The sequence below is a fragment of the Pantoea alhagi genome, assembly GCF_002101395.1.
Classification (GTDB): Bacteria; Pseudomonadota; Gammaproteobacteria; order Enterobacterales; family Enterobacteriaceae; genus Mixta; species Mixta alhagi.
Genome location: NZ_CP019706.1, coordinates 3,189,472 through 3,215,435 on the forward strand (window position 1 = coordinate 3,189,472; position 25,964 = coordinate 3,215,435).

22 protein-coding genes, 2 tRNA genes and 1 pseudogene are annotated in these 25,964 nt (G+C 53.3%); 11 read left to right on the forward strand and 14 right to left on the reverse strand.

Features of this window, described 5'->3' with window-relative positions; genetic code table 11:
• Positions 1–88 precede the first annotated feature (88 nt).
• Positions 89–349, reverse strand: a complete 261-nt coding sequence (locus tag B1H58_RS14855) for a hypothetical protein (RefSeq protein WP_085071250.1) — start codon at positions 347–349, stop codon at positions 89–91.
• A gap of 205 nt (positions 350–554) precedes the next feature.
• On the opposite strand from B1H58_RS14855, the gene B1H58_RS14860 reads away from it, so the two are divergent.
• Positions 555–845, forward strand: coding sequence for a putative quinol monooxygenase (locus B1H58_RS14860; RefSeq protein ID WP_085071251.1), 291 nt, complete (start codon positions 555–557; stop codon positions 843–845).
• 96 nt (positions 846–941) lie between these two features.
• On the opposite strand, the gene B1H58_RS14865 is transcribed toward B1H58_RS14860, so the two are convergent.
• From B1H58_RS14865 to eitA, 4 genes are read right to left on the reverse strand one after another with little or no spacing between them, the layout of a single operon-like run.
• On the reverse strand, positions 942–2,174 hold the full coding sequence (locus tag B1H58_RS14865) for an MDR family MFS transporter (protein ID WP_085071252.1): 1,233 nt from the start codon (positions 2,172–2,174) through the stop codon (positions 942–944).
• Between the two features lie 15 nt (positions 2,175–2,189).
• Positions 2,190–2,951: a siderophore ABC transporter ATP-binding protein EitC gene (eitC, locus tag B1H58_RS14870; RefSeq protein WP_085071253.1), complete on the reverse strand. Its 762-nt coding sequence runs from the start codon at positions 2,949–2,951 to the stop codon at positions 2,190–2,192.
• Positions 2,951–3,988: a FecCD family ABC transporter permease gene (locus B1H58_RS14875; protein ID WP_085071254.1), complete on the reverse strand. Its 1,038-nt coding sequence runs from the start codon at positions 3,986–3,988 to the stop codon at positions 2,951–2,953. Before B1H58_RS14875 ends, eitC begins: the two co-directional genes overlap by 1 nt.
• On the reverse strand, positions 3,988–4,986 hold the full coding sequence (gene eitA, locus B1H58_RS14880) for a siderophore ABC transporter substrate-binding protein EitA (RefSeq protein WP_085071255.1): 999 nt from the start codon (positions 4,984–4,986) through the stop codon (positions 3,988–3,990). Before eitA ends, B1H58_RS14875 begins: the two co-directional genes overlap by 1 nt.
• Before the next feature lie 172 nt (positions 4,987–5,158).
• Here eitA and B1H58_RS14885 point away from each other — a divergent pair.
• From B1H58_RS14885 to B1H58_RS14900, 3 genes and pseudogenes are all read left to right on the forward strand, one after another.
• A pseudogene (locus tag B1H58_RS14885) lies at positions 5,159–5,849 on the forward strand (hypothetical protein); the annotation flags it as partial.
• Between the two features lie 638 nt (positions 5,850–6,487).
• Positions 6,488–6,745 carry an AbrB/MazE/SpoVT family DNA-binding domain-containing protein gene (locus B1H58_RS14895; protein ID WP_085071257.1) on the forward strand — a complete coding sequence of 86 codons (258 nt, stop codon included), beginning with the start codon at positions 6,488–6,490 and terminating at the stop codon, positions 6,743–6,745.
• Positions 6,746–7,078, forward strand: a complete 333-nt coding sequence (locus B1H58_RS14900) for a type II toxin-antitoxin system PemK/MazF family toxin (RefSeq protein WP_085071258.1) — start codon at positions 6,746–6,748, stop codon at positions 7,076–7,078.
• A gap of 390 nt (positions 7,079–7,468) precedes the next feature.
• On the opposite strand, the gene B1H58_RS14905 is transcribed toward B1H58_RS14900, so the two are convergent.
• Positions 7,469–7,544: transfer RNA gene (locus tag B1H58_RS14905), tRNA-Asn, on the reverse strand.
• Positions 7,545–7,872: 328 nt separating this feature from the next.
• Here B1H58_RS14905 and B1H58_RS14910 point away from each other — a divergent pair.
• The gene (locus tag B1H58_RS14910) at positions 7,873–9,321 is read left to right on the forward strand and encodes an EmmdR/YeeO family multidrug/toxin efflux MATE transporter (protein WP_085072335.1); all 1,449 of its coding nucleotides are present in this window, start codon (positions 7,873–7,875) and stop codon (positions 9,319–9,321) included.
• Between the two features lie 131 nt (positions 9,322–9,452).
• On the opposite strand, the gene B1H58_RS14915 is transcribed toward B1H58_RS14910, so the two are convergent.
• The gene (locus B1H58_RS14915) at positions 9,453–9,950 is read right to left on the reverse strand and encodes a pyridoxamine 5'-phosphate oxidase family protein (RefSeq protein WP_085071259.1); all 498 of its coding nucleotides are present in this window, start codon (positions 9,948–9,950) and stop codon (positions 9,453–9,455) included.
• 84 nt (positions 9,951–10,034) lie between these two features.
• Complete coding sequence (locus B1H58_RS14920; RefSeq protein ID WP_085071260.1) at positions 10,035–10,937, reverse strand: LysR family transcriptional regulator; 903 nt, start codon at positions 10,935–10,937, stop codon at positions 10,035–10,037.
• A 150-nt stretch (positions 10,938–11,087) separates the two neighbouring features.
• On the opposite strand from B1H58_RS14920, the gene B1H58_RS14925 reads away from it, so the two are divergent.
• The 5 genes from B1H58_RS14925 (at position 11,088) to B1H58_RS14945 (ending at position 16,938) form a co-directional block, all read left to right on the forward strand.
• Positions 11,088–12,509 (forward strand): M20 family metallopeptidase, encoded by a 1,422-nt coding sequence (locus tag B1H58_RS14925; protein WP_085071261.1) that lies wholly within the window; start codon positions 11,088–11,090, stop codon positions 12,507–12,509.
• On the forward strand, positions 12,506–13,780 hold the full coding sequence (locus tag B1H58_RS14930) for an MFS transporter (protein ID WP_085071262.1): 1,275 nt from the start codon (positions 12,506–12,508) through the stop codon (positions 13,778–13,780). Before B1H58_RS14925 ends, B1H58_RS14930 begins: the two co-directional genes overlap by 4 nt.
• Positions 13,781–14,241: 461 nt before the next feature.
• A complete protein-coding gene (locus B1H58_RS14935; RefSeq protein ID WP_085071263.1) occupies positions 14,242–15,099 on the forward strand; it encodes a glucose 1-dehydrogenase in 858 nt (285 codons plus the stop codon).
• Between the two features lie 16 nt (positions 15,100–15,115).
• Positions 15,116–16,183, forward strand: a complete 1,068-nt coding sequence (locus B1H58_RS14940) for a class I mannose-6-phosphate isomerase (protein WP_237172412.1) — start codon at positions 15,116–15,118, stop codon at positions 16,181–16,183.
• A 5-nt stretch (positions 16,184–16,188) separates the two neighbouring features.
• Positions 16,189–16,938, forward strand: a complete 750-nt coding sequence (locus B1H58_RS14945; protein WP_208615321.1) for an alpha/beta fold hydrolase — start codon at positions 16,189–16,191, stop codon at positions 16,936–16,938.
• Positions 16,939–17,139: 201 nt separating this feature from the next.
• Here the strand turns inward: B1H58_RS14945 and B1H58_RS14950 are convergent, their stop codons facing one another.
• From B1H58_RS14950 to B1H58_RS14975, 6 genes are all read right to left on the reverse strand, one after another.
• The gene (locus B1H58_RS14950) at positions 17,140–19,275 is read right to left on the reverse strand and encodes a lysine decarboxylase CadA (protein WP_085071266.1); all 2,136 of its coding nucleotides are present in this window, start codon (positions 19,273–19,275) and stop codon (positions 17,140–17,142) included.
• A 70-nt stretch (positions 19,276–19,345) separates the two neighbouring features.
• Complete coding sequence (gene cadB, locus B1H58_RS14955; RefSeq protein ID WP_085071267.1) at positions 19,346–20,686, reverse strand: cadaverine/lysine antiporter; 1,341 nt, start codon at positions 20,684–20,686, stop codon at positions 19,346–19,348.
• A gap of 332 nt (positions 20,687–21,018) precedes the next feature.
• On the reverse strand, positions 21,019–22,566 hold the full coding sequence (cadC, locus tag B1H58_RS14960; protein ID WP_085071268.1) for a lysine decarboxylation/transport transcriptional activator CadC: 1,548 nt from the start codon (positions 22,564–22,566) through the stop codon (positions 21,019–21,021).
• A 324-nt stretch (positions 22,567–22,890) separates the two neighbouring features.
• A tRNA-Asn gene (locus B1H58_RS14965) sits at positions 22,891–22,966 on the reverse strand.
• A gap of 111 nt (positions 22,967–23,077) precedes the next feature.
• Positions 23,078–23,845 (reverse strand): DgsA anti-repressor MtfA, encoded by a 768-nt coding sequence (gene mtfA / locus B1H58_RS14970; RefSeq protein ID WP_085071269.1) that lies wholly within the window; start codon positions 23,843–23,845, stop codon positions 23,078–23,080.
• A gap of 108 nt (positions 23,846–23,953) precedes the next feature.
• The gene (locus B1H58_RS14975) at positions 23,954–24,616 is read right to left on the reverse strand and encodes an ASCH domain-containing protein (RefSeq protein WP_085071270.1); all 663 of its coding nucleotides are present in this window, start codon (positions 24,614–24,616) and stop codon (positions 23,954–23,956) included.
• A gap of 635 nt (positions 24,617–25,251) precedes the next feature.
• On the opposite strand from B1H58_RS14975, the gene B1H58_RS14980 reads away from it, so the two are divergent.
• The gene (locus tag B1H58_RS14980; RefSeq protein ID WP_085071271.1) at positions 25,252–25,956 is read left to right on the forward strand and encodes a phosphohydrolase; all 705 of its coding nucleotides are present in this window, start codon (positions 25,252–25,254) and stop codon (positions 25,954–25,956) included.
• Positions 25,957–25,964 lie beyond the last annotated feature (8 nt).

The following is a 25,964-nucleotide window of genomic DNA, read 5'->3' on the forward strand; positions in this document are numbered from 1 at the left end:
AAGTGTAGACGTTATAAGCCAGTGACGAGGCGTGGCAGGCTAAACAGGGGAAGCGGCAGGCAGGGCTGCCGCCAACAACGGACGTGCCTTAATGGATCATATGGCTATGGGTGGGCGCGCCGGTTTGCAACAGTACCAACAGCTGTGAGAGCGGGTTGCTGAGAATAAACTGATGGCAGCCGGTGTTAGCCATGAGTTGAGACATCGCCACCGCCAGGTTTGCCAGCGCGGTTTCCGGCGGTAAATTTTGCTGCTGTAGCAGCGCGAGCAACTCCTGAACGGAGTCCTGATTAGCCGCAGCTACCATTTTTTGCGGCTGCTGAGAGAGGGTTTCATCGCACGGTTTCATTCGCCAGGCTCCCGATAATCAAGTTTCAGACAATCCTGAACGCTATATATTGGCCGATTCAGGAATTTCAAGCTTAAAAACACAGCAGTTATTCGCCAAATTTAAGCGCTGCGTGCCTCCTGGCAGGAATCGCTATGCGTTCGCGGCGCAATATCGTCTATTCTGACCTGACGCTATGTATCAAACCGATCGAAGGAGAAACAAAATGAGTGAAGTTATCGCTATTGTCGCTACCGTGATCCCAAAAGCAGGTGAAGCGGAAGTGGTTGAGCAGGCGCTGCGTACCGTGGAGCGCGACGTGCAGGGCGAGCCGGGCTGCCAGCAGTATCAGCTGCATCAGGATCTGGAAAATCCGCAGCACTTTGTTTTGCTGGAGCGCTGGGAATCTGAAGCGCACCTGCAGCAACACAGCGAAGCCGCGCCGTTCCTGCGCCTGATGGAAACTATCGAAGGTCGCGCCGAACTGCAGGTAACGAAACTGAAAGTGCTGGCCTGATGCCGTAAGGTGCTAAATGCCATAAGCCCGCTCGGGGAAATCTGAGCGGGCTTTTTTCTGGCAGGTTGAGGCGATTGGCAGCAGCCGGGCACGCGATTAACGGCTGCGCATCTGGCGGCAGAGCAAAGTTAATATGCCCGCGCTACAAAACGGAAACAGCGCCAGCAGCAGCCAGGGCGTGATCGCTTCCGTCGAGGGCGTCAGTGCGCGGTCCAGCAGGCCGCCAAAAAGAATGTTGCCAGCCAGCACCGCGCAACCGCCCGCGCTGGCAAGCGCGCCGTAGTGGGCACCGAGCGTCGCCTCCTCAGCAAAACGGGGGATAAAATCTTTCGCGGCGGGCACCAGTAACATCTGCCCAAAAGTCAGCAGCGTGACGAAGCAGGCCGCAGGCAACAGACGCAACCAGCCCGCAGACGGCTCATGCGCCGCAAAAAGCGCCACGCTCAGAAAAGAGGCTGACACCAGAACAAAGCTTGCCGGCAGGCTCCATGCAGGCCCGATAACCCGCGCAAAACGCGCCAGAGGAAGCTGTAACGTGATGACTAACAATGAAGCCAGCATAAACAGCGGCCCCAAATCTTTCTCATCGCCCCCGGCGCGCTGAATTTCCACCGGAAGCGCCAGATAGAGTTGGTTGTAGCTTAACAACCAAGAGCTGTAGGCAATAATGAACACCACAAACCGTGGCTGGCGGAGCACGCCCCACCAGGCCGTCCGCTGCTGAGATGGCGGCCTTGTCTCGCTGCGCGGCAGACAAACAGAAAGAATGATCAACGCCAGCAAAAAAATAGCGGCGCCGGCAAACGCAACCAGACGAAAACCCAGCCCGGTAAACAGTGCCCCCAATACCGGACCAAGCACTGCGCCCAGCTCGCCGCAGACGGCAAAAAGAGCAAACCATTCGGCACGGCTGCGTTTACCGCTGGCTTCGCTTTGCTGGCCTGCTTTAGCGAGGAGCGCCTCAATGGAGGGAGAGAATAATGCCCCGCCAATGCCGGTGAGGCAGGCGCCAAGAACGATCGGCCAGAGGGCGTGACCAAACGCCAGTAACAGATATCCTGCTATGCGGATAAAGCAGCCCCAAAGAATCACAACGCGCGCGCCGAACCGATCTGACAGCGCGCCGCCTACGATAAACATGCCCTGCTGTGAGAAAGTGCGTAGCCCAAGCACCAGCCCGATTGCGCCGCCGGAGAGCAGCATATCGTCACGTAAAAACAGCGCCAGGAAAGGCACCACGGCGTAGAAGCCAATATTGAAAACAAACTGGCTCCCTAATAAAACCGGCGGCCAGACGTGCGTTACCGGCCTCTGAAAAGGCAAAAACATGAAAATAGCCTGACGTTATGAGATGTAGTGGATATGTTTTTTGCCATGATAGGGAGAAATTTCAATCCTGGTGTCCACCTGAAACACCTCCCACAGCAGTGACTCGGTCAGCACCTGCTGCGGCGTCCCTCTGGCGACCACCTTGCCTTTTTGCATAACGATCAGCGCATCGCAAAACATCGCCGCATGGTTAAGATCGTGAATAGCCACGATGCTTGTTACCCCCAGCTCGGTAATAAGCTTCATTAACTGTATCTGGTGATGAATATCCAGATGGTTGGTCGGCTCGTCCAACAGGATTTCGCCAGGCGTTTGCGCCAGCGCTCTGGCGATATGCACCCTCTGGCGTTCGCCGCCGGACAGACTCTGCCACCCCCGATCGCTATATTTCAGCATATCCACTTTTTGCAGCGCTTCAGTCACGGTCTCATCATCGCGCGGGCTCCAGCTGGAAAAAGGGGAGTGATGCGGAATGCGCCCCAGTTTAACCACGTCCCGCACGCGCATGTTTGCCTCTGTCGCGCCATGCTGTTCAACAAAGGCGATACGGCGAGCCAGCTGTTTTTTGGCGATATGGCTGATGTTTTTGCCATCCAGCATCACCGTGCCGGAATGCGGGCGACGAATGCCGGCAAGAAGGCGCAACAGTGAAGACTTACCTGAGCCATTCGGACCAAGCAGCCCGACGGTTTCGCCTGAAGAGACCGTGAGCGAAACATCGTCTACGATAACTTTCTTGCCCACCTTCCAGGTGACATTTTCAGCAGAGATGCTCATTACTTGTTCCCTGAACGATAAATAATAATGGCAAAGAACGGCACGCCGACCAGTGCTGTTACGACTCCCACCGGCAGACTTTGCGGTGCGATCAGCATGCGCGAGGCGATATCCGCCAGCACCATCAGAATGGCGCCCGCCAGCGCACTGGCGATCAACAGGGTTCGATGTAGCGGGCCAAAAAAGAAACGCATAACATGCGGAACCACCAGCCCGACAAAACCAATAGATCCGGCCATGCTGACTATGGTGGCGGTGATGAGCGCGGTAGTGGTAAACAGAGTGAGCCGTACCCAGGCAACAGGAATGCCAAGCGAAAGCGCGGCATCGTCACCAAAGGTGAAGGCATCGAGCGCGCGGGAGTAGTAGAGACAAATAGCCAGACCCACCAGAACCACACACAGCGCCAGCTGGAACTCAGGCCACCTTACGCCGCTGAAACTGCCGAGCAGCCAGAACATCACGTCGCGCGCCTGTTGAGCGCTGGCGGAGGTGCTGATGGTATAGGCGGTAATGGCGTTAAAAAGCTGCGATGCGGCTACGCCCGCGAGAATGGTCCGTTCGTTGCCGCCGCGTGCGCCGTTGGTCAGAAAGGCGACAAAAGCAAAGGCGGCGAATGCGCCAGCAAATGCGCCAGCTGAAAGCGTGACGGCGCCGGAGCCGATACCCAACACCACGACGGAGACTGCACCGGTTGATGCGCCCGCTGAAACGCCCAGTACATAAGGCTCGGCAAGAGCATTTTTCAGCAGGCTTTGCAGTACCGCGCCACAGATAGCCAGTCCCGCGCCGCAGCAGGCGGCAACCAGCGCCCGACTCAAGCGAAAGTCCCAAATAACGCTTTCGTGGATACGATTCAGCGGCACATGGGTTAATCCGGCTTTATTACCCAGCGCATATAATACGCTCTCAAGCGGAATGGCCAGTTCGCCAACGCTAACACCCAGCGCAATCACCACAATCAACAGCACCACGGAGAGTACACACGACAGGGAGAGAAACACGCCCCGCCGTGCTTGTTGCACGACATCGGCCATTACTGAATATCCATCTTTCTGAGCTGTTCGCCAATTTGTTCAGCGCCATACAGCGTGCGGATGGTGGGATTCATCGCCTGGCCATCCATAACGACAATATGCCCTTTTTTCACGGCCTCAAGCTGGCTGACGGTGGGATCGTTTTTCAGGAATTTGATTTTTTCTTCTGCGTTATCGAGCGCCCAGCGGTTGCGATCGAGATTAGAAACCACAATCACATCCGGGTTAGCGGCAATGATGCTCTCCCAGCCAACGGTGGGCCACTCTGCTTCAGCGTTGATCGCGTTATGACCGCCCAACACATTAGCGATAAATCCCGAGGCGCTGTTTTTACCGCCCACGTAAGCATCAGCAGAAGGGGAGGAGCTGGAAAACCAGAACACAAACGAGAGGTCTTTTTTATTTTTACTGAATTCCTGACGTAAATCTATTTCACGTTTTTTAAAATCGGCAATTAATGCCTGACCACGCGCCTCAACGTTAAAAATTTTCGAAAAATCTTCTATCTCCTGATAGAGATAGCTCATATCCCACAGCTGCTGGCGGCTGCCGTACATATCACCGATAGCTTTTTTCGTGGCACACATGCCCGGCGACATATAGCTGTTTACGCCGATAGTGGCGAGATCCTCGCGTTTGGCTACTTTGCTCTCTGGTCCCATTAACAGGGGAAGCTGCGCCGCGACAAAGTCAGGGTTTTGCGCAAGAACAGATTCCAGGGTAGGGATTTCAACGGTTAACGTTTTAACTTTGCTGTTTTTTTCTGCTAATTCCGGCAGGACTTTCGATGGCCAGAAGGCACTCGCCACCATCCTGTCTTGCAGGCCCAGCAGCAGTAAAATCTCAGCGGTGTTTTGCCCTAATGCCACAACGCGTTCAGGCGCGGCGTTAAAGGTTTCTTTATAACCGCAATTTTCAATTGTCAGAGGGTAAGTGGTTGCAAATACAGAACTGACCGAGGCAAACATTAATCCTGCTGCGCAGATGACTCTCTTCATTTCACGCTACCCTTCATAAAAACTATTGCTGTATTTTCAGTTATTAAAGCTAAAGTGAAATGATAATGAAAATTATTACTAAAGCGAGAACTTTTTATACCTGAGGTTTATTATCAATTAGGTGAAATATCTGTTTGCTGCCGTTGGCAGTGGTGCCTCAAATACGTGCCGAATTGATCGCCGAAGCTCTGACTACCGCGCATATCAGCATCAGGATAGGGGAGACGGTGAGGATTTTACAGCCTGGCTCAATCGTGAGCGGCTCCCCACTGATGAGTTTGATATAGAAAGTAGCTGTGATGCTTCCGGTTTTATCAAAGGTGATAAAGAACGCTGGAGCCTTAGCGAAAATGTCCACGGAATTAAAAATCTACCAGTAATCCTCTACAACAAACAAACGCTGATGACCTTGCAGAAGGATGAACTGCTAAGAGAAAGTGTCTCGGGGGTAGGTAGTACCGATCTTAGTCGTTTTGTTTATGGAGATACCTCTTTTTCCTTCTATGAAGTGATGGAAGCGATTTTCATTAGCGGTTTGTTCTTCCATACCCCAGGTGTTGCTACAAACTGTTTTGACGGGTTAAAAAACAGTTTTGATGGACTGGAAAATGAGGCGCTGAAGGAGAATGAATCTGATCTTACCGACAGTGAAGAAGAGAAACAGCTAAAAGTAGAAGTTGCCGAGGGAGCTTTTGAGTCCCTGGTTACCCATATGGAGTTTGAAACCGAAAACTGGCGGCTTATCAAGAAACAATGCCAAAAAGAGGGGTTCTTTGCCTGTCAGGATTGGGGTTATTACACCGGCAAAGCCGCCGGAGTTGCGCTTGTGTGGAGTGATTTGCCGGAATAGCAGTGGCGTTTAAGTTGTTATCGATTTCTATAATGATTTTGAGGCAGAGGTTGAATTTATGTCACTGTTTCAGCAAGGAGAAAGGATCTCCAGCTATTAATTTGATATAACAGCATGGAGACTGAAAGAGAAAAGCCAAGGTGAGCTTTATCATGGACAATGTCGCACCTACATCGCAGCAGTGTACTAGCCCATTAAGCTGCATACTGTTAAAAATCAGTAAATACCAGCCGAATCTGCATCTTACCCCTAATGAGTTTAGTTTGTAGTGATCAACTAAATCTGGCCTTCGCGTTATCGCTGATGTCCTTCCGGCGCAGCCTGGATACGGAAGCTGCGCCGCATTTCGTTTATCTGATCCGTCATAATCCTTTGAACCGCGAAAACAGTTTTCTATTATCGACCTTCTTACCACGAATTAAGCTCCCGCCTGCACGAAATGTTTCATGACCTGAAAGAAGCGCCTGATGTATCAGGATGGTCGCCTTTTTACCGGCAATGCCGCCTTTGAAAACTGCCGGATCTGTCCTTCGATGGATTAAGGCTTTCTTCACGCTTTCTTACGCTAAGGAAATCACAATGAATCTGATGAATAATTGTGCATCGCCTGCCGTAGATGTTATATTAAAATATAATATTCGGAGGTGCTCTATGTATACAACTCGTCTGAAAAAGGTTGGCGGATCTATCATGCTGGCGGTTCCTCCCGCCGTGCTGAAAACGCTGGAGCTGTCGACGGACAGCGAAGTGGGTATGACCATTGATAATGGCTGCCTGATTATTGAACCCCAGAAACGGCCCCGTTATTCGCTTGAAGAACTGCTGGCGCAGTGCGATCCACACGCCGAAGTGAGTGAAGAGGATCGGGAATGGATTGATGCGCCTGCGGTGGGCAAGGAGATCCTGTAGATGGACAGAGGGGAAATCTGGCTCGTTTCACTGGATCCGATTGCCGGCCACGAACAAAGCGGAAAACGTCCGGTGCTTATCGTATCGAAGGCATCGTTTAACAAGCTGACCCGGCTACCTGTTGTTGTTCCCGTCACCAGCGGCGGAAACTTCGCCCGCGCAGCCGGTTTTACCGTTTCACTGGCCGACGCGGGAACAAAAACAACGGGTGTTATACGCTGCGACCAGCCCAGAACCATTGATATGGTAGCCCGCAACGGCAAACGGCTGGAACGGATACCTGAAAGTATCGTGAATGAAGTGCTGGCCAGACTGGAAGCAATCCTTATCTGATGCTTTCTATGTTAAACCGATGGTAGCGCTTTCGCTGCGCTGTTTTTTGATCACCCTGGCGCTCAGGCATCGTTCGCAGCCCCGTCAAAATTTAGCTACCTTTTGTTGTTCCCATCACCCACCAGCGGCAGAAACTTTATCCGCGCAGCGCGTTTTGCCGTTTTGCTGGAGAGGTAGGAATAAAAAACGGGCGTAATTTGTTGTAAGTATCCCAGAACCGTTGAGATGGAAGCCTTGAGCAGCAAGCGTCTGGGACCTGTTTCTGATGCTATCGTGAATGAAGTGATGGTCAGCTGGCAAGCCATTCTGAGCCGATGTTTTTGATGTGATTGATAGAATTACAACAGCAAAAAGCCCGCTCAGGTTTCCCTGAGCGGGCTTCTCTAAATATGGCTCCTCTGACTGGACTCGAACCAGTGACATACGGATTAACAGTCCGCCGTTCTACCGACTGAACTACAGAGGAATCGTGTGAACGGGGCGCATATTACTGATTTTCCGCCTGGTGTCAAAACCCTTTTTTCACCCTGCGATGCTGTTTGCAGAAAGCATAATCAGTTTGCTGTAATAACCAGCAAAAATGGTCGCAGTTGATGCTTTTCCCGGCGATCAGGGCGCTGGCTCCTGGCAAAATTTGGCGTATGATCCCGGCAGGATGAAAACGCGGTGAGCGGGGCAGCGGTGAAAACTGAAGTTGTAATAAAGCGTTAAACCGTAACGGAAAGATTTTGCATAATTGCTAACCATTGCCCATCATCATTACTCTCACCTCCATTAAAGTCATCGGGTCGATCTTGCAAACTTTAATCGTCAAACTGCGACGCGCCATTGAAGGCACGGCGTGGTATCCCAAACGGCGTTCTTATCGGGTGCTGTTCTGGCGTGAAATCACGCCGCTGGCGGTGCCCATTTTTATTGAAAATCTCTGCGTACTGCTGATGGGCGTGCTGAGTACCTTTCTTGTCAGCTGGCTGGGCAAAGAGGCGATGGCGGGCGTTGGGCTGGCCGACAGCTTCAATATGGTGGTGATCTCCTTTTTTGCGGCAGTGGATTTAGGGACAACGGTAGTGGTGGCGTTCAGCCTCGGCAAGCGTGACGGGGAGCGTGCCCGAGCGGCGACCCGGCAGTCGCTGGCGCTGATGACGGTGTTGTCTCTGCTGCTGGTAGGCGTGATCGAATTCTATGGTCACGTGATTATTGACGGCATCGCAGGCCGCGCCTCGCCGGAGGTAAAAGCGCTGGCGCTGAGCTATCTGCAAATGTCGGCATGGAGCTACCCGGCAGCGGCTATCACGCTCATCGGCAGCGGCGCGCTGCGCGGAGCGGGCAATACCAAAATCCCGATGTTGATTAACGGCGGGATGAATATCCTTAATATCGTTATCAGTGGCGTGCTGATTTATGGCTGCTTCTCATGGGAAGGGCTGGGTTTTATCGGCGCCGGACTGGGGCTGACCATCACGCGCTATATCGGCGCGATTGGCATCATTGTGGTGCTGATGGTGGGCTTTACCCCAGCGTTACGCATTCCGCTGCGCAGCTATTTTAGCCGCTGGAACAGCAAGATCCTGATGGAAGTCTTAGGGATTGGTGTCCCCGCCAGTATTGAATCCGTGCTGTTTAACGGCGGTAAGCTGTTGACGCAGGTGTTTGTGGCCGGAATGGGCACCAGTGAAATTGCCGGTAACTTTATCGCTTTTTCTATTGCTTCGCTGATTAACCTGCCGGGTAATGCGCTCGGGTCCGCATCGACCATTATTGTGGGAACGCGGCTGGGTAAAAATCAGATTGGTCAGGCGACGCGCCAGCTAAAATATATTTTCTGGCTGGCCACCTTTGGCCTGTGCGTGCTGGCCTTCCTTTCCGTGCCTTTTGCCGGACTGCTGGCGCGTTTTTATACCAGCGATGCGGATGTTATTGAAGTTGTGAAACATCTGGTCTGGCTGAATGCCGCCTGTATGCCAATTTGGGCCGCTTCATGGGTATTACCGGCCGGGCTGAAAGGCGCACGCGATGCGCGTTACACCATGTATGTTTCTATGCTCAGCATGTGGGGCGCGCGCGTGGTCGCCGGTTATCTGTTGGGGATCGTGTTGGGAATGGGGGTCGTGGGCGTCTGGCTGGGGATGTTCCTTGACTGGCTGGTGCGCGGCATCTTCTTCTGGAGACGTTTGATCAGCGGCAAGTGGCTGCAAAAATATCGACCGGTTGCTGACCCAAAACGGATAGTGAGTAAGAGATAGCGCAGCAAGGCACCGGCCAGAGCGATCGTTCAGTGATAATGTGTAAGAAATGCCCGCTTAAGCCGGGCTATCGATGCCAGTAAAAAGCCCTGCACTGCAGGGCTTTTTTATATGCGAAGAAAGCGGGCCGTTTACTCCAGCGACGACAGCATATGGCGTTGCGCCTGCCAGCGTGCTGCCGTTTTTTCCGCATCGTGAATTTTAAAGGTAACGCCGGTCGCGACCTCGGCGTAGTCGGAGCGATGCACCATGATATTGCCGATATCGATCTCAAATACCGCCAGGTTCAGATCGGTCTCGTTTTCAGCAATCTGAATCGCGCGCCCACGCATCTCAATAATGCCTTTATCATAGGCAAGTGCCACTGAAAGACGTCCATCGCGCCGCAGATTTTCGGTGGTGTGAGAATCGGGCCACAGGGCAACACGTAATGTCTGACGATCTATGGCGAACACTTCGCCCAGGCTAAGCTGAGCGGCATGCGGCCAGCCATCGGCATCAACGGTAGAGAGACGCACAGCCTCGTTCACCGCCTGCGGCTTGATTTCGCCGCGCAGCCGGTTAAACACTGCTTCGGGTAATTCCACAATCGGTTCGGGACGGGTGTAAACCTCGCTTTCACTTTCCATGATGCCTCCATAAGGGTTTTGCAACGTAACCCACAGTATAGACGGTTGCGGTAGAGGCGCGCGGTTCGCTTCTCTTTAACCGGATCAGCGGGCGCTTACGCTCTCCAGCTGGCTGGTCAAAAACGAGAGAAACAGATTCAGGGCGGCGCTGCGTGGTCTGCCTGCCACCGTTTGCAGTTGTAGCGTGCGCTGGCTAAGCTGATCGACGCCGGTCGACTTCATGATCAGTCCGTCGGTCTCAGCGCCACAGAGCAGGGTAAAATGGCTGCACAGGGTGATTGCCTGCGGCGTATGACGCAAGAAATGATACAGCGCGGAAAAATTATCACAGGTCAGCACCGGTTCGATAATGCTGCCGCTCATCTGACACGAGAGATCGAACAGCTGACGCACAGTGGTGTTCTGCTCCGGCAGCGCCAGCGGCCAGACACCCAGCTCGGCCAGATTAATTGGCCTGTTGGCCAACGGATGCGTTTGGTGCATGACCAACAACACCGGCGCCGGCCATGAGGCGATCACTTCCACATCACGCTCCGGATGCAGGCTGAACTGCAACGCCAGATCGCATTCACCGGCGCGTACCTGCTCAGCCACGCTCTGGCTGCTGGTGACCTTTAGCGAAAAGTGCACCGCTGGATTTTCTGCGCGAAAGTCGGCTAACAGGCGGGGCAGCAAACTGAAGGCCAGCCCATCGGTGCAGGCGATGCGAATATGGGCGCGGCGCACCGCCTGTAATCCTTTGATCTCCGCTACGGCATATTCCATATCCAGCAGGCTTTTACGAACGTGGCGCGCGAAAATCTCGCCCGCTTCGGTTAATACCATGCCGCGCGCATGGCGTCGGAAAAGCGGCACGCCCACCTGCGCTTCCAGCCGCTGTATCTGTCTGCTGATAGCGGAGGTAGCGACAAACAGCTGTTCGCTGGCGGCACTGAGCGAACCTGCGGCCGCCACCGCCAGAAAATAACGGATTTCACTGCTGAGCATGTTGGCATCCTTCCTGTGCTTGCCTCTTTTTTGGGCAGTATAGCGTTGCTTTAAAAGCAAACCGAGCGTTCAAAATTGATAATTGTGGCAAAGCCTGAAAAAGGTAAAGTCAAAAGAAAACGACAAAACCAATAACAACGGCAGGCAAACATGACGGCAGAACAGGCAGTAACAGGGGCGACCGACTATTTTGACAGCGGGCAATTTCAACGGCTGCTGGCGCGCCGGGTCGCGTTAATGACGGAGAGCCAGCGCGACGACCGTGATGCGCTATTGGCTCACTATCTTGATGCGGAAATCGCGCCTCAGCTGGCCGCGCTGGGTTTTAACTTGCACCGGCTGGATAACCCGGTTGTGGCGCATCGTCCTTTTCTGATCGCGACGCGTATTGAAGATAGCGCCTTGCCAACGCTGCTCTGCTACGGGCATGGCGATGTGGTCTTCGGCGACGATGAAAACTGGCGCCAGGGGCTTTCGCCCTGGCAGCTGCAGGAGGAGGGCGATCGCTGGTACGGACGCGGCAGCGCTGATAACAAAGGCCAACACGCGATTAACCTGGCGGCGCTGGAGCAGGTCTTTCACGCGCGCGGCGGCCAGCTGGGCTTTAACTGTAAGATCTTATTTGAGATGGGCGAAGAGATCAGCTCGCCGGGACTGGCGGAGATTTGTCAGCAGCAGGCGGAGCTGCTTAGCGCCGATCTTTTTATCGCTTCTGACGGCCCGCGCCTGAATGCGGAACGGCCGACGCTGTTTTTAGGATCGCGCGGCTGCGTTAATTTTCGTCTTACCATCCATGCGCGTGATAACGCCTACCACTCCGGTAACTGGGGTGGTCTGTTAAGCAATCCCGGCACCCAACTGGCTAACGCTATCGCCTGTCTGGTCAATCAGCAGGGGCAGCTGCGCGTTGCGGCGCTCAGGCCCGATTCTCTGAGCGACAGCGTACGCCAGATACTCAGTGATATTGAGGTGGGTGGTACGCCGGGCGATCCGGCCATCGACGCCGACTGGGGCGAGGAGGGATTAACGCCGACCGAGCGGCTATATGGCTGGAACACGCTGGAAGTGCTGTCGATGCTGACCGGCAATCCGGCGCGGCCGATGAATGCTATTCCCGGCTCCGCCACCGCCGTTTGCCAGTTGCGCTTTGTGGTCGGCACCGATTGGGAAAATCTGGTTGCGCATATTCAGGCGCACCTTCAGCAGCACGGGTTTAGCAACGTAGAAGTGAGCTTTATGCGCGGATCGCCCGCGACACGTCTCGATCCACGCGATCCGCTGGTTGACTGGGCGCTGGGCATTATGGCGCAGAGCAGCGGCAAAAAGCCCGTGCTGTTGCCCAACCTCGGCGGCTCGCTGCCCAATGAGGTGTTCTCTGATATCCTCGGCCTGCCTACGCTGTGGGTGCCGCATTCTTATCCCGCCTGTGGCCAGCACGGGGTGAATGAACATATGCTGAAATCGATCGCGCGCGAAGGGTTGCAGATAATGACGCGGCTATTCTGGGATCTGGGAGAGCAGGGCAATGCCTTGCTGGCGCGTCGGCGCGCCTGGCAGAGGGCGGCATCATGAGCAACCTGAGCGCAGTACATGATTCCGCAGCGGTAAAACCCAGCCTGCATAAAACCCTTTTTGCCACCTGTATCGGTAACGCGCTGGAGTGGTTCGATATCGCGGTATACGGCTTTTTCGCCAGCTATATCGCTCACGCCTTTTTCCCCGCCAGCGACGCTTCCGTTTCGTTGTTACTGACCTTCGGTAGCTTTGGGGTTTCGTTTTTGATCCGCCCGCTTGGCGCGCTGATATTAGGCAGCTATGCCGATCGGCACGGACGCAAAAAAGCGCTGCTGCTGTCGATCAACCTGATGATGCTGGGCGGGGCGATGATAACCCTGATGCCGGACTACGCCACCATTGGACTGGCGGCACCGCTGCTGATCCTCGCGGCGCGCCTGATTCAGGGCTTTTCCGCCGGCGGTGAATTTGGCAGCTCTACGGCTTTTCTGGTGGAGCATTTTCCAGAGCGGAAGGCCTTTATCGCCAGTTGGCAGTTCGCCACCCAGGGCGCCAGCACGCTAATGGCGTCGGCGTTTGGTCTCGGCCTGACGCAACTGCTTAGCGAAACGCAGATGATGGCGTGGGGATGGCGCATTCCTTTTGCCTTCGGCCTGTTGATCGGCCCGCTGGGGCTCTATATTCGTCGGCATGTGCCGGAGCCGGCAAGCTTTACGCCACAGGCCAGGTCTTCTGCGCCGTTGAAAACGCTTATGGGGCAGCAAAAAGAGCTGATGTTGTTGGCGGTTGGGCTGATGGTGATCTCAACAGCGGTCAATTACATGCTTAACTATATTCCCACCTACGCCACCAAAAGCCTGCATCTCTCCGGCAGCGTCGCGTTCAGCGCCACGCTGCTGGCGGGCGTGATCCTGACGGTGGTAACGCCGCTGATGGGGCTATGGGCCGAAAGAATCGGTCGCGCGCCGCTGTTGTGGGGAGCGCTGATTTTGCTGGCGCTGACGCTCTGGCCCGCCTTTCATTTTATGGTCAGTTATACCTCGCCGCTGAGCCTGATTCTGCTGGTAGGCTGGATGGCCTTTCTGAAATCGATTTACTTTTCGGCGGTGCCGTCGGTCATGGCGGATCTTTTCCCGGTGGCGACGCGCGCCAGTGGCATGGCGATAAGTTATAACGTGGCGGTTACCCTGTTTGGCGGCTTTGCGCCGCTGATCTGCACGTTGCTGATTCAGGCGACCGGCTCCAGCCTGGCGCCAGGTTACTATCTGATCCTGATGGCGCTGCTCAGCGGCGCGGCACTGTGGCGCAGCAGAACCTATCTGCGTTAATCAACCCGCCCGCAGGATAGCCGGGCGGGCTTTTTTGCCAGAGCCAGTTGGGCGCGGCGGCCAGCTGTGCATAAAGCTCCTCGCGCCTGCAACTTTTATCTTGTTTTACGGCCCTCCTCGTTATTTTTTCTGCTCATTCTTACCCGCGGATCGCATAAAAATGATATGGCCGAAACAGGGGTCAGAGCCTCCCGCATGCTGAGTTTGTCTGACTCATCTCTGATATCTGAGTAATGTTTGTGCTGAAGACTGATATCCCTGCCGCCTGTTGCCGCTGCTCGCACTTAATTACGCGCAAAGTAGTTTTTTCTTCAAATAGTTGCGTCAGGTAACCGCCCTTGCGTTTTTGTGACAGCTGCTACACTTAGTGCTGGTTACCGGTAACGATTCAGCGCCCTTTTCCACAGGCAAAAGGCCTGTTTTTATCAGGCGACTTTGCTTTTCATAAGAGGAGAAAACGTATGACAAACCGTCCACAACATCCGCAACAGGCACAACAGCAAAACTGGCCAGGCAGCTTCCTGCAGATGCAGCCAAAGCCCGATCACGGTGAAACCAGCTATCAAGGCTCTGGCCGTCTGCAAGGTAAAACAGCGATCGTTACCGGTGGGGATTCCGGTATTGGCCGCGCTGTTGCTATCGCCTATGCCCGTGAAGGCGCAGACGTAGTGATCTCCTATCTGGATGAGCATGATGATGCAAAAGATACGGCGAAGCTGGTTGAAGAGGCGGGCCAGAAAGCGCTGCTGATTGCCGGCGATATCACCCAGGCCGATCACTGCCGCAGCATCGTGGCGCAAGCGGTGGAACGCTTCGGCACGATTGATATCGTGGTGAATAATGCAGCCTTCCAGATGACGCGCAACGCCCTGGATGAAATCAGCGATGAAGAATTCGATCGCACCATGAAAACCAATCTCTATGCGATGTTTTACATCTGCAAAGCGGCGGTACCGCATATGCCTTCCGGCGGCTCAATTATTAATACCGCATCGGTAAATGCCGATCAGCCCAAGCCGAAGCTGCTGGCCTATTCCGCCACCAAGGCGGCAATCGTGAACTTCTCCGGTAGCCTGGCCGCGCTGCTGGCGGATAAAGGCATTCGCTCCAACGCCGTAGCGCCTGGGCCCATCTGGACACCGCTGATCCCCGCCACGATGCCGCCTGAACAGGTGGAAAGCTTCGGCGGGGAAGTGCCGCTGCAGCGTATGGGGCAGCCTGCCGAGCTGGCGCCGACCTATGTGATGCTGGCCAGCGATGAAGCAAGCTATATCTCTGGCGCAACCATCGCTGTTACCGGTGGCGTCGCGGTTATCTAACCTTGCGCAAGGGGGAATGATGAAAGCTTATCCTTTAAAGCTGACCACGCCGTTAGCCACGCATATTTTTGGCGGCCAGCGTATTAAGCAGCAGTTGGGTAAAGCGGGGCTGCCCGATACGCGGATTGCCGAGACCTGGGAAATCAGTGACGTAGACGGCATGATCGCCTCGGTCACCAACGGTGAGCTGGCGGGCAGCAGCCTGCGCGAACTGACCGAGCGTTACCCCGATGAGATGGTCGCCCCCGGCTGGCGTGGCCCGCATTTTCCGCTGCTGAGCAAGTTTATTGACGGAACCGGCATGCTGCCGGTTCACCTGCACGCTAATGACCAACTGGCACAGCAGCTTGAAAAGCAGCCAAACGGTAAAACTGAAGCCTGGCATATTCTCTGGGCAGCGCCGGACGCCACCTGTCTGTTGGGCGTGCGCGAAGGCATTGACAATGCGCGGTTAAAGGCCGCTTTGCTGGCGGAAGATTACGATGCGGTAATGTATCGGGTGCTGGTAAAAACTGGCGATACCTTTTACGTGCCTGGCGGCATGCTGCACAGCTTTGGTCCCGACACGCTGATTTATGAAATTGAACAGACCTCCAATATTCAACAGCACGCAATGCCATGGAAAATGGAAGATGGCTCGCGTCTGACCCAGGAAGAGTGGGAGCAAAATATCGATGCGCTGTTACAGGAATTGCGTCCTGAACTGCGCTGCACGCCTCAGGCCGGCCTGACGTTGAAAGAAGCGAATTTAACCCGGATTGTTTGCTGCGCCGGACCCTATTTTGCGCTGGAACGTTGGCAGTTCAGCCAGCCGCAGCGCTTTAGCTTCAACAGCGCGCGTATCCTTTCCAGTCTGGGCAAGCCGTTTACGGTTGAGGCAAACGGCGTCAGCGTTGAGGTAGGACGCGCTGAATCACTGCTGCTGCCCGCCGCGCTGGATGAGGTCACCTTACGCGATGCCGGTGAAATACTGATTGGTTATGTGCCGGATCTCGCCGCGGAAGTCGTGCAGCCGCTGCAGCTGGCTGGTTACAGCGAGCAGGAGATCGCGGCGTTAGGCGATATTGATCAGACAATGCGTTAGGAGGAATGATGCTTCCTTACAGTAGTCAGGGGCAGGGCGAAACCACGCTGGTACTGATGCACTATCTGGGCGGATCGCATCGAACCTGGCTTCCTGCCTTGCCCTATCTGGATCGCTATTATCATTGCGTGGCGTTGAACACGCCCGGCTTCGGCGATGCCGCAGGGTTTAAAGGCTATGACGTGGCCTCGATGGTGCGTCAGGTGGATGACACCATCCGTGGTCTGGGATTAAAAAAAGTTATCCTTGTGGGTCACTCCATGACCGGTAAAGTGGCGCTGGCCTTAGCCGCTCAGCGCCCCGATTATCTGGAAAAACTGGTGCTGGTGGCTCCATCGCCGCCGGGACCGCAGCCGATGAGCGACGAAGGCCGGGAGGCGCAGGCCAGCTATCAGGGAACGCGTGCGGAAGCGGAGAAATTTGTCGACGGCTCCTGTTCCGCGCGTCTGCCCGAGCCGCTACGCGAAGTGGCGATTGCCGATGCGCAGAGCGCCAGCCTGGCGGCCTGGCATGCGTGGCCGCTATCCGGCAGCCGGGAACAGTGGCGCGAACGCATTGGTCGTATCGATATTCCGGCGCTGCTGGTGCTGGGAAGCGAAGACAGAAACGTACCTGGCATTGATGCGCAGCGGGAAATGATGCAAACGCATCTGCCGCAGGGAAAGCTGGAAGTTATCGAAGGCGCCGGACACCTGATGCCAATGCAGACGCCGCAGGCACTGGCGGCGCGCATCCTGGCTTTTGCGGCCGGCTGAGGTTTGCCTGGCCGGGTCATTGATCCGCCGCCTTGAATTGAATCATCAATAGCATAACAAAAGCCCGCCCATTTCCAGATGCGGGCTGCTCTCACCCGGGCTTTGTAGCCAGCGGTAAGAAGTGTAGATGTAGATGACGGACAGAATAAAAAAGGGGAAGCTTTCGCTTCCCCAAATGGAGGTTTACCCATGTCGTTTATATTATTCTTTTAATACTTTTACCGTATAACGGCCATCTTCCTGTCGGTAAGCGCCGTGAATGTCCGTTTCAAAGCCGGGATAGTGAGAACCGATTTCACACAGCAGCTGCAGGAATTCCAGCACCGGCAGGGTTTCATCGGTGATCATTTCACCCGGCATAATCAGCGGTACGCCCGGAGGATAAGGAAGGATCATATTGGCGCTGACCCGGCCCACCATCTCTTCCAGATACACTTCTTCGACTTCACCGTGCAGCTCTTTCTGGAAAGCATGGTAAGGCGTTAACACCATCGCCGGCAGATTTTCAAAGGCGCGATACATCAGATCCGGCAGATTATGGCGCTGGATCAGCTGGTGAATATTCGCGGCCAGCTCCTGAATGCGCATATCTTTATAGAAGTCTGGCGCTTCCCGCCACAGTGAAGGCAGGATATTTTTCACCCGCAGGTTGAGGTCAAAGGCGCGTTTGAAGTCGGTTAAGGCGCGCAGCAGGCTGAGCGCTTTGGTTTTATCGATACCGATGCTGAACAGGAACAGCAGGTTATACGGGCCGGTTTTCTCTACCACGATCCCCTGCTGGTCCAGGTATTTCGCCACAAGGCTGGCTGGAATACCAAAGTCGCTCATCTGACCATTTTTATCCATACCCGGCGTCAGGATGGTAACTTTGATCGGGTCAAGATACATGTGGTCGTTGTCGATATCTTTAAAGCCATGCCATGCGCTGTCTGAGCGCAGCGGCCAGCATTCCGCCCCGGCAATATGTTCCGGCTGCCACACATCATAGAACCAGCCTTCAGATTCCGCATTCAGGCGTTTGATCTCTTTACGGAACCGCAGCGCGCGCTCAATGGATTCGCCAATCAGGCGTTTACCGGCGTTGCCGCGCATCATCGCGGCGGCGGTTTCCGTAGAGGCCACGATGCCGTAGTGCGGCGAAGTGGTGGTATGCATCATATAGGCTTCATTAAAGGTCTCCTGATTAACATCGCCTTTTACATGAATCATTGAGGCCTGAGAAAATGCCGCCAGCAGTTTATGGGTAGACTGCGTTTCATAAATCACTTTCCCTTCTACCCGATCGCCGCTCATACCGCTTTTGCCAGTATAAATAGGGTGGAAGTTGGTATAAGGCACCCAGGCGGAGTCAAAATGAATCGATTTTACATCCAGCGTTTTCTTGATGTAGTCGGTGTTATACAGCAATCCATCGTATGTGGAATTGGTAATAACCGCATGTGTTGGCCAGCTGGCGTTCGGCGTCGCTTTAACACGTTTGGCGATAGTTTCATGCTGGAACTCACTTTGCGGGATGCCGCCGAGAATACCGTAAGCGTTGCGGGTTGGGCGGAAATAGATGGGCGTTACGTCGCTCATCATCATCAGGTGAGTCAGTGACTTATGGCAGTTGCGATCAATCAAAATGGTGCTGCCCGCCGGGGCGGAGTACATACCAACAATTTTATTCGCGGTTGAAGTGCCGTTGGTCACCATGTAGCTGCGCTCAGCGTTGAACACGCGGGCAATATACTCTTCAGCCTCTTTATGCGGACCGCTGTGATCAAGCAGCGAACCCAGCTCCGAGACAGAAATTGAGATATCTGATTTCATGGTGTTCGCGCCGTAGAAATCATAAAACAGGCTACCTACCGGGCTTTTCTGGAAAGCGGTACCGCCCATATGGCCAGGCGTACAGAAGGTATATTTTCCTTCGCGCACATAGTTGAACAGGGCGCGGGTCAGCGGCGGCAGGATGGTATTAACATACTCATCTGTGCTCTGTTTGATTTTGTTAGCGATATCTTCCGCAGCACCAAGTGTATATTCAAAGAAACGCACCTGCATGCGCAGATCGCTAAGGCTGACATCCAGAGATGAATGGGTATTAGCAAAAGCGTAGATCGGAAGATGCTCGTTGAGTTTATTAATCTCTTTGCACAGATCCAGACTGTATTTATCCCAGTCAAAGATGACGCCGCACAGGCGGGCATTGTTTTCGATCAGTTTCAGCAAATCTTCGCGGTCGTTAGGGTAGACCAGTTTAAAATTAATGGCTTCCAGAGCGCGATGGAGTTCACGGATAGGTTCTTCTTTAAAGAAGGCACCCATGTGATTCATGATTGCAATAACGTTCATAAAGTTATCTCCAGGTGTAAGATGCCCTTCCCGAGCTGGTTAGCAGGAATGGAAGGGCAAATTTTGAATATCAGGAATGCGGGATCAGATGGTCGTGCGCGTCGTCGTCATGCACATGCTGGCGGCGGTGCAACTTACCGGCATAAAACATCAGAATGATCAGGCTGACGATAAAGGTTCCGCTCAGTTCGAATGAGCCAGCGCCCATTAGCGCGATAAAGCAGAACAGACAACCCATCACTGAAGCGACCAGGCTGAGAAGATTACGCAGCGTCACCCCTTCAAAACGGATCAAGTCAACGCAGGAGTAGAAGTAAGGCAGCATGGTCAACAGTACGGCGATGCCGGTGAGCTGAGCGAACAGGTCTGCAGCGCTGCTGCCGCCGGAGCTTAACAGGGTAATAAGCACCATCAGGGCGGTCATTTTACAGCTGGCCAGCAGCAGTCCTTTTTTCGGTACGCCGTTTTTATCCAGTTCGCCATACACCGCCGGGAAGTTACCATCGTTGGCGGCGCGTACCCCGGCCTGGCCTACCAGCATCATCCAGGAACCGAGCGAGGTCAGACAAGCGAGGGCAGTAAAGGCAGAGACCACTGGCGTCGCCCAGCTACCTAAAATGGTTGAAGCGCTGACGGCGAAAGGTGCGCCTGATGCAGCGATTTCACTGGCCGGATACATCCCGGAAATGACCTGGGTTGCGGCGATATAGATGATGCCGGCAATACCGGTTCCCAAAATGGTGGCCAGCGGCACGGTACGCTGTGGGTTTTTCACCATGCCGGAGCTAACGGCAGCGGATTCGACGCCGACAAAGGCCCACAGACACAGAAGAATACTGTTAATAACGGCATGTGTATCTGTGGTATTTGAAGTATTCCAGTTGGCATGATAAGTGGCGATATCAAACCAGTGCCATCCCACTACCACCGTGAGCACCACCGGAATCAACACCATAAACAAACCAATGGTGGTTAAACGGCTTACCCAGCTTCCGCCCAGCATATTAACGAAAGTAAATAGCCAGACGGCGGCAATACAGGCAATGCCTGCAGGAACCGGATTATGCAATACCGGGAAGAAAGTCGATAAATAAGAGATTGCGGTAATGCCGATGGCTAAATTACCTATCCAGTTGGCATGGTAATAAAGAACGCCAGTCTGGAAACCAAAGGCTGGAGATAATTCTCCGGCGTAGGCAATAGGGCCACCCTGCTGCGGGTTTTTTGTTGCCAGACGTGCATAAACATAGGCAAGCGACATAGCACCCAGCAGTGATATTACCCACCCCCAGATAGCGATACCGCCAATAGAGGCGAGTGTTGAGGGGAGTAAAGCAACACCACTCCCCATCATATTACCGGCTACAACACCGGTGCAGGCCAGAAGGCCAATTTTTTTTGCAGAGGCCATTATTTGTCTCCTGAATTAATTTTAAATAGCTCAGGTGAATAAGTGTTGCTGGCTTACCTGAACTGTTGACAGGAGATTAAGGGCAGGCCGAGGTAAATACATACGAAAGAAGTGAATTAAATATAAATATGCAGGGACAGAAATTTTACTTTTAACAAGAAAAGTCATACCAGGGTCAGGAAAAGATAAACATCATTATTTTTCAAGAACTTGTTTTGTTTTTCTTGAGTTAAATAATGTTAAAAACTGCTATATTTAGGTTAAATTGAGAAGGGTTTTCTATGATAGCAGTAGAGGCCGATGGATAATTTTATCCATCGGCTGAATGAAATTTACTTTTCCTGGGTGGAATTGTTCAGGTAAGGAGCCACTTCCGCCAGCGAAGTCTGGAAAACTGTATTCCTGATCCAGTATAAAATGTTATCGCCAGGGCGGAGATTGAAGGCGGTAATATAAGCATCTGCAGCCAGCCGCTTTTGCCCCTGCATCTCATAGACCTTGCCCAGCAAAACATAATTAAGCCACGACATCTCCAGCTCAATGCTCTTGTTAATTTGCTGTGCCGCGAGATCTATTTTTCCGCGATTCAGTAGCGCGATGGTATTAATCTGATAGTAAATGGCTTCATCTTTAATCTCTGGCAGCTTTTCCAGCTGAGAAATTTTTTGCTGTAATAAGGTTAACTGCGGATCGTCAAACGGTTGCCCGGTATGTCGTAAAATATCCACCAGCGCTTTTTCGGCCTGCGCAAAGAAATAGTCAGGATTGCTGCTAATCAGCTTGTCCAGAATATCACTGGCCCGGGTCAGGGAATCAGGGTCGCCTTTCAGCAATAAGCTATGCGCCTCATAATATTGCTGGAGCGCCTCACTCTGTTTTGGCAACATGATATTCAGGCTCCGCTGCATTTTTTCTGACCAGGGCTGTTGTAAAGCTTGCGAAAGGCTTTTCAGTAAATCGTGCTGGATCGCCAGTTGGTTATCGTGGGTAATAAAATAACGGCGATCGAGCATAACTGAGCTATCGGCATTATCCACCAGACGTACTGCCATAAAGCACTGCTGTTCACGATAGTGGCGTTGATTAACGAATTCGATGGTTAAGATTTTGCCTGCGCTGGTGGGGCCCCGGTAGCGGTAGTCCGTTTGGTTATGCACCATATAGGTCGAGTAGGTATTAAAGAGATTGGTAATCTGATCGGCGATGCCCATCATATAGGTACTCTGGCGCGTCCAGTTGGTACAGGTAGGGCGACCGCTAAACTGAATATCGATATCACGGGGGTTAATGATCCCTTTGCTGACAGAGGCCGGCGTCGGGGTTGGCGAAGAGAACGGCCCCACCACCAGCAATGCGACTCCGCAAGCCACAGAGAGGATAAATGCCAGCCATACCCAGAAACGATACGGTGAGCGCGCCTGGCTTACGGAGGTAAACGCTGGCGTAGATTTTTGTTCAGGCTGCGAAACGGCGGGAGGGGAGGCGCTGGCATAGGCAACGCTTTGCGGCTGAAGGGATTCACCCTCGTTGAGTGAGGCGATCTCGCTTTCTGCACTTAACCAGCTGACTGAAGCGGCTAAACGGTAGCCGCGCTTGGGCACGGTGACAATATACTCCGGGCTTTCCTCTTCTTCTTCATGCCTGAGACATTTGCGTAGCTCAGAAATGCTTTGGGTCACCACATGGTTAGTTACGATGTTGCGTTTCCAGACGTTATCGATCAACTCATCGCGGCTTAACACTTCATCCGGATGCTGGGCAAAGTAAAGCAGCAGATCAACCAGCTGTGGCTCGAGCGTTAAGCTGTGTCCCGGGCGGCTTATTTGGTTTATTGATGGCGAAACATGCCATTCACCAACAAGGAAATCAGGCTGTTGCATAGTAAAAACCGGCAGTGTAAAGCCTTATCTTAACACAAACCCGTTGCGCCCCGTTGTTAACCACACTGAGCGGCACGCCGGGCTGCGGCATGGTGCGTGAGCAAAACCCACGTAAAGAACAAGAAAGCAGCGAGCGCTTTTGGGAAAAGAGTGCAGGAGAGAAGCCTGCATCGATCAAGGGAGGCAGAGGCTGCCTGGCGAATTACAAGGTAAACCACAGATATAAAAAAGCCTGACGGCGAGGGGACGCGGTCAGGCTTTTTTAACGTTCAACGACTGCCTTCTCTGTGTTAAAGCAGATAAAGCGCTCATTGAGCAAAAATATGGCTCCTCTGACTGGACTCGAACCAGTGACATACGGATTAACAGTCCGCCGTTCTACCGACTGAACTACAGAGGAATCGGTTAAGTGGCGCGAATATTACCGTTAGCTTACCGCACTGTCAACAGCAAAAAAACTATTACTATTCAGATGGCTAGCTTTAAAGCAATTCTTGCCGGCACCTCGCTATTATCCGGTTACCATCACAGGCTGCAGACGAGCCTGCGGGTCCTGCCGGTAAAAATGCGTCATACGCTGATAAAAGGCAGGAAAACGCTGCGCCAGAAGCTCAGGCGCGCTGAAGAAATATTCCGACAGCACGGCAAAGCACTCTGCGGGATCGGAAGCCGCATAGGCATCAATACTGGCAGCGCTTTCGCCAACCAGATCGATCTCTTCCTGAATCGATTCCATCGCCGCGTGCAGATCCTGCTCCCAGGGGGCCACTTCACGTAGCGGAATGGGCGGTACGCCGTTGGTAAAGCCGCTGCCGCGCGCATCCAGCTTATGCGCGACTTCATGAATAATCAGGTTGAATCCGCTCAGATCGAACGAATCCTGAATATCGAGCCAGTTCAGAATAATCGGTCCCTGTTGCCAGCTCTGTCCCGACTGTACGCTGCGATCGTTGTGAACCAACCCATCCTCATCCTGCCAGCTCTCTTCGGACACGAAAGGGGCGGGATAGATTAACACTTCATGAAATCCATCCAGCCACTCCAGCCCCAGCTTTAATACCGGCAGGCAAAATAGCAGGGCGATACGCGCACTGTGCAAAGTATCCAGCTGCAGCCCGGCCAACGGAACGAGCCGCTTTTGATGCAAAAAGCGTTGCGCCAGCTGAATCAGCGCTTGCTCTTCATCAGGATGTAATGAAGCAAAGATCGGCACCGCCAGCGCCTGTTCCCAGGGAAGAGGCGTCGGTGAGACCTTTTCTTTCCATGGCCATTTGATCATCGCAATATTCACTCTGCGCAACGTTATTCACGGCGTACCATGCCGCAGCATGACGTTTCACGCAACCGCTGGACGCGCTAAAGCGGCGCAACGTCACAGCCTGACTGCTCAGGCACGGCGAAATTCAATCACCCAAACCCACGGGTTGACCTCCCAGCTGGTGCCGCCGTACTGTTTTTCCCACGCTTTACGATAAGCCTCTTTCGGCGCGATAGATTCGCTGTTCATCGTAAAAAAGTGGTTTAAAAAGTGGGAGTCGGTTTGCACGCCTTCTGCCATCACGTCGTCATCGCTGATATCCTGGATGCGCTCAGCACGCACGTTGGTAATCAACAAATCGATACGGCTGGCCCAGCGGGGCATATGGATCCCGGTCTGCCAGCCAAAGGTTTCGCTTTCCTGATCGTGCTGCAGGCCCAGTTCCCGGTTATCGGCGCGATACTGGCAATATTTTGCCTGACGAAAACTGCCCGGCGACCGTTCATACGCCTGTAGCTGTTCTGCTGGCACTATTGGGCCACGCCAGGTTTCACGTACCCAGAGCCGATCGCCCGGCTGGCCGTAAGGGCACTGATAACTCAGGTTAGCCATACTCATCATTTTTTTGCCGTGCAAGTAGTTACCTGTTACATCAACAACGTAGCAACCTTCATGATTATCTTGTCCCGGGCCGAAAGGCTGAGACTTCATAATTCGCCGGGTTTGAGTTTGCTGGCCAGCCAACAGAGCGCGTACACGTTGTTCAGAGAACAGAATTGGCCTTTCTTTCATGTCTACCTCGTTGTTCTTCTTTTCTTAACTTCCCGGTAATGCTGTTTGGAACAGACAATAGGATAAATCCTAACATTACTGATGATAAAAGGGGCGTTCATTTCAATATTTATTCATGAGAACATCTTATGAAATGGGCCGCTTTACTGCAAAAGGTCTGTTTGCCCGGATAGCGTCTGGAAACATTACCGAGTGCGTTGAAAGATATTCGCGTCTCATTGATTTATTGTATATTTTTACAGTGTCTTAACCGCCAGTAAAGCAATTAGCCATTCTTTAAGGGAATGAGTTTGGCTTAAGCGATGACCGCTCCAATATGGCACAAGCTGGTCGGACATGCAGTAGGCTTGTTGTCTGATTTATTGCTCAATCATTAACGTTTATAATATTTAAAGATTTATTTTTGCCAGATGAAACGTGATGGCTGTTGCAATTGTGTTGTTATTTTGTAATGAGGGCACTATAACTTGATGTAGATCGCATTTTAAAAAGTGGCTTTACATGAATTGCAATGCTGGCCTGCATCATCAGGCTGTCATACAAGAACGGTATATCCGCAGAAGGAGCAGGCTGCTCCTGTTCCCGCATACTGTCCTGCCATTTGCACCTCTGCTTATAATAAAAAGGAGAAGATGATGTCTTTGACTCTCTGGCAATCCCGCTTTGAAAACTGGCTGCATGCCAGCTGGCCGCAGGACGATAAAGCTCATGATATTGCGCATCTGCGGCGTGTCTGGCAAAGCGCACAGCGCATTATGCAGGGTACTAACGCCGATCCGCTGGTGGTAATGACCGCCTGTTATTTTCACGACGTGGTCAATTTGCCGAAAAATCATCCGCAGCGGCATCTGGCATCCAGCAAGGCGGCAGTAGAAACCCGCCGTATCCTGAACGAAGATTTCCCTGATTTTCCTGTTGAGCTGCATAATGCTGTTGCACATGCGGTGCAGGCGCACAGTTTCAGCGCCGGCATCAAACCGGAAACGCTGGAGGCGCGCATCGTTCAGGATGCGGATCGGCTGGAATCATTAGGCGCGATAGGCCTGGCGCGGGTATTTTATACCTCCGGCGCATTAGGCCGGGCGCTGTTTGACAGCGAAGACCCTCTGGGGCGCGATCGTCAACTGGACGACACCAGCTGGACCCTGGATCATTTCCAAAAGAAACTGCTGCGGCTGCCCGATACTATGCAAACCGCAGAGGGCAAGCGGCTGGCCCGACACAACGTTGCCTTTCTGGTGACCTATATGGCCAAGCTGTGCGCAGAGCTACAGGGAGACCTGGTTTCGCTGGATGAATCCGTGTTGCGTGACTTCACTCCGGCATTGGGCGAATATTAAATTTTTGT

Bases quoted from the DNA above. Each gene is read 5' to 3' on its own strand.
- B1H58_RS14900 (WP_085071258.1), top strand. From the start codon at position 6,746: ATGGACAGAGGGGAAATCTGGCTCGTTTCACTGGATCCGATTGCCGGC.
- B1H58_RS14895 (WP_085071257.1), top strand. From the start codon at position 6,488: ATGTATACAACTCGTCTGAAAAAGGTTGGCGGATCTATCATGCTGGCG.
- B1H58_RS14980 (WP_085071271.1), top strand. From the start codon at position 25,252: ATGTCTTTGACTCTCTGGCAATCCCGCTTTGAAAACTGGCTGCATGCC.
- B1H58_RS14975 (WP_085071270.1), bottom strand. From the start codon at position 24,616: ATGAAAGAAAGGCCAATTCTGTTCTCTGAACAACGTGTACGCGCTCTG.
- B1H58_RS14855 (WP_085071250.1), bottom strand. From the start codon at position 349: ATGAAACCGTGCGATGAAACCCTCTCTCAGCAGCCGCAAAAAATGGTA.
- mtfA (WP_085071269.1), bottom strand. From the start codon at position 23,845: ATGATCAAATGGCCATGGAAAGAAAAGGTCTCACCGACGCCTCTTCCC.
- B1H58_RS14935 (WP_085071263.1), top strand. From the start codon at position 14,242: ATGACAAACCGTCCACAACATCCGCAACAGGCACAACAGCAAAACTGG.
- B1H58_RS14945 (WP_208615321.1), top strand. From the start codon at position 16,189: ATGATGCTTCCTTACAGTAGTCAGGGGCAGGGCGAAACCACGCTGGTA.
- cadC (WP_085071268.1), bottom strand. From the start codon at position 22,566: ATGCAACAGCCTGATTTCCTTGTTGGTGAATGGCATGTTTCGCCATCA.
- B1H58_RS14930 (WP_085071262.1), top strand. From the start codon at position 12,506: ATGAGCAACCTGAGCGCAGTACATGATTCCGCAGCGGTAAAACCCAGC.
- B1H58_RS14925 (WP_085071261.1), top strand. From the start codon at position 11,088: ATGACGGCAGAACAGGCAGTAACAGGGGCGACCGACTATTTTGACAGC.
- B1H58_RS14860 (WP_085071251.1), top strand. From the start codon at position 555: ATGAGTGAAGTTATCGCTATTGTCGCTACCGTGATCCCAAAAGCAGGT.
- B1H58_RS14865 (WP_085071252.1), bottom strand. From the start codon at position 2,174: ATGTTTTTGCCTTTTCAGAGGCCGGTAACGCACGTCTGGCCGCCGGTT.
- B1H58_RS14920 (WP_085071260.1), bottom strand. From the start codon at position 10,937: ATGCTCAGCAGTGAAATCCGTTATTTTCTGGCGGTGGCGGCCGCAGGT.
- B1H58_RS14915 (WP_085071259.1), bottom strand. From the start codon at position 9,950: ATGGAAAGTGAAAGCGAGGTTTACACCCGTCCCGAACCGATTGTGGAA.
- cadB (WP_085071267.1), bottom strand. From the start codon at position 20,686: ATGGCCTCTGCAAAAAAAATTGGCCTTCTGGCCTGCACCGGTGTTGTA.
- eitA (WP_085071255.1), bottom strand. From the start codon at position 4,986: ATGAAGAGAGTCATCTGCGCAGCAGGATTAATGTTTGCCTCGGTCAGT.
- B1H58_RS14950 (WP_085071266.1), bottom strand. From the start codon at position 19,275: ATGAACGTTATTGCAATCATGAATCACATGGGTGCCTTCTTTAAAGAA.
- B1H58_RS14940 (WP_237172412.1), top strand. From the start codon at position 15,116: ATGATGAAAGCTTATCCTTTAAAGCTGACCACGCCGTTAGCCACGCAT.
- eitC (WP_085071253.1), bottom strand. From the start codon at position 2,951: ATGAGCATCTCTGCTGAAAATGTCACCTGGAAGGTGGGCAAGAAAGTT.
- B1H58_RS14875 (WP_085071254.1), bottom strand. From the start codon at position 3,988: ATGGCCGATGTCGTGCAACAAGCACGGCGGGGCGTGTTTCTCTCCCTG.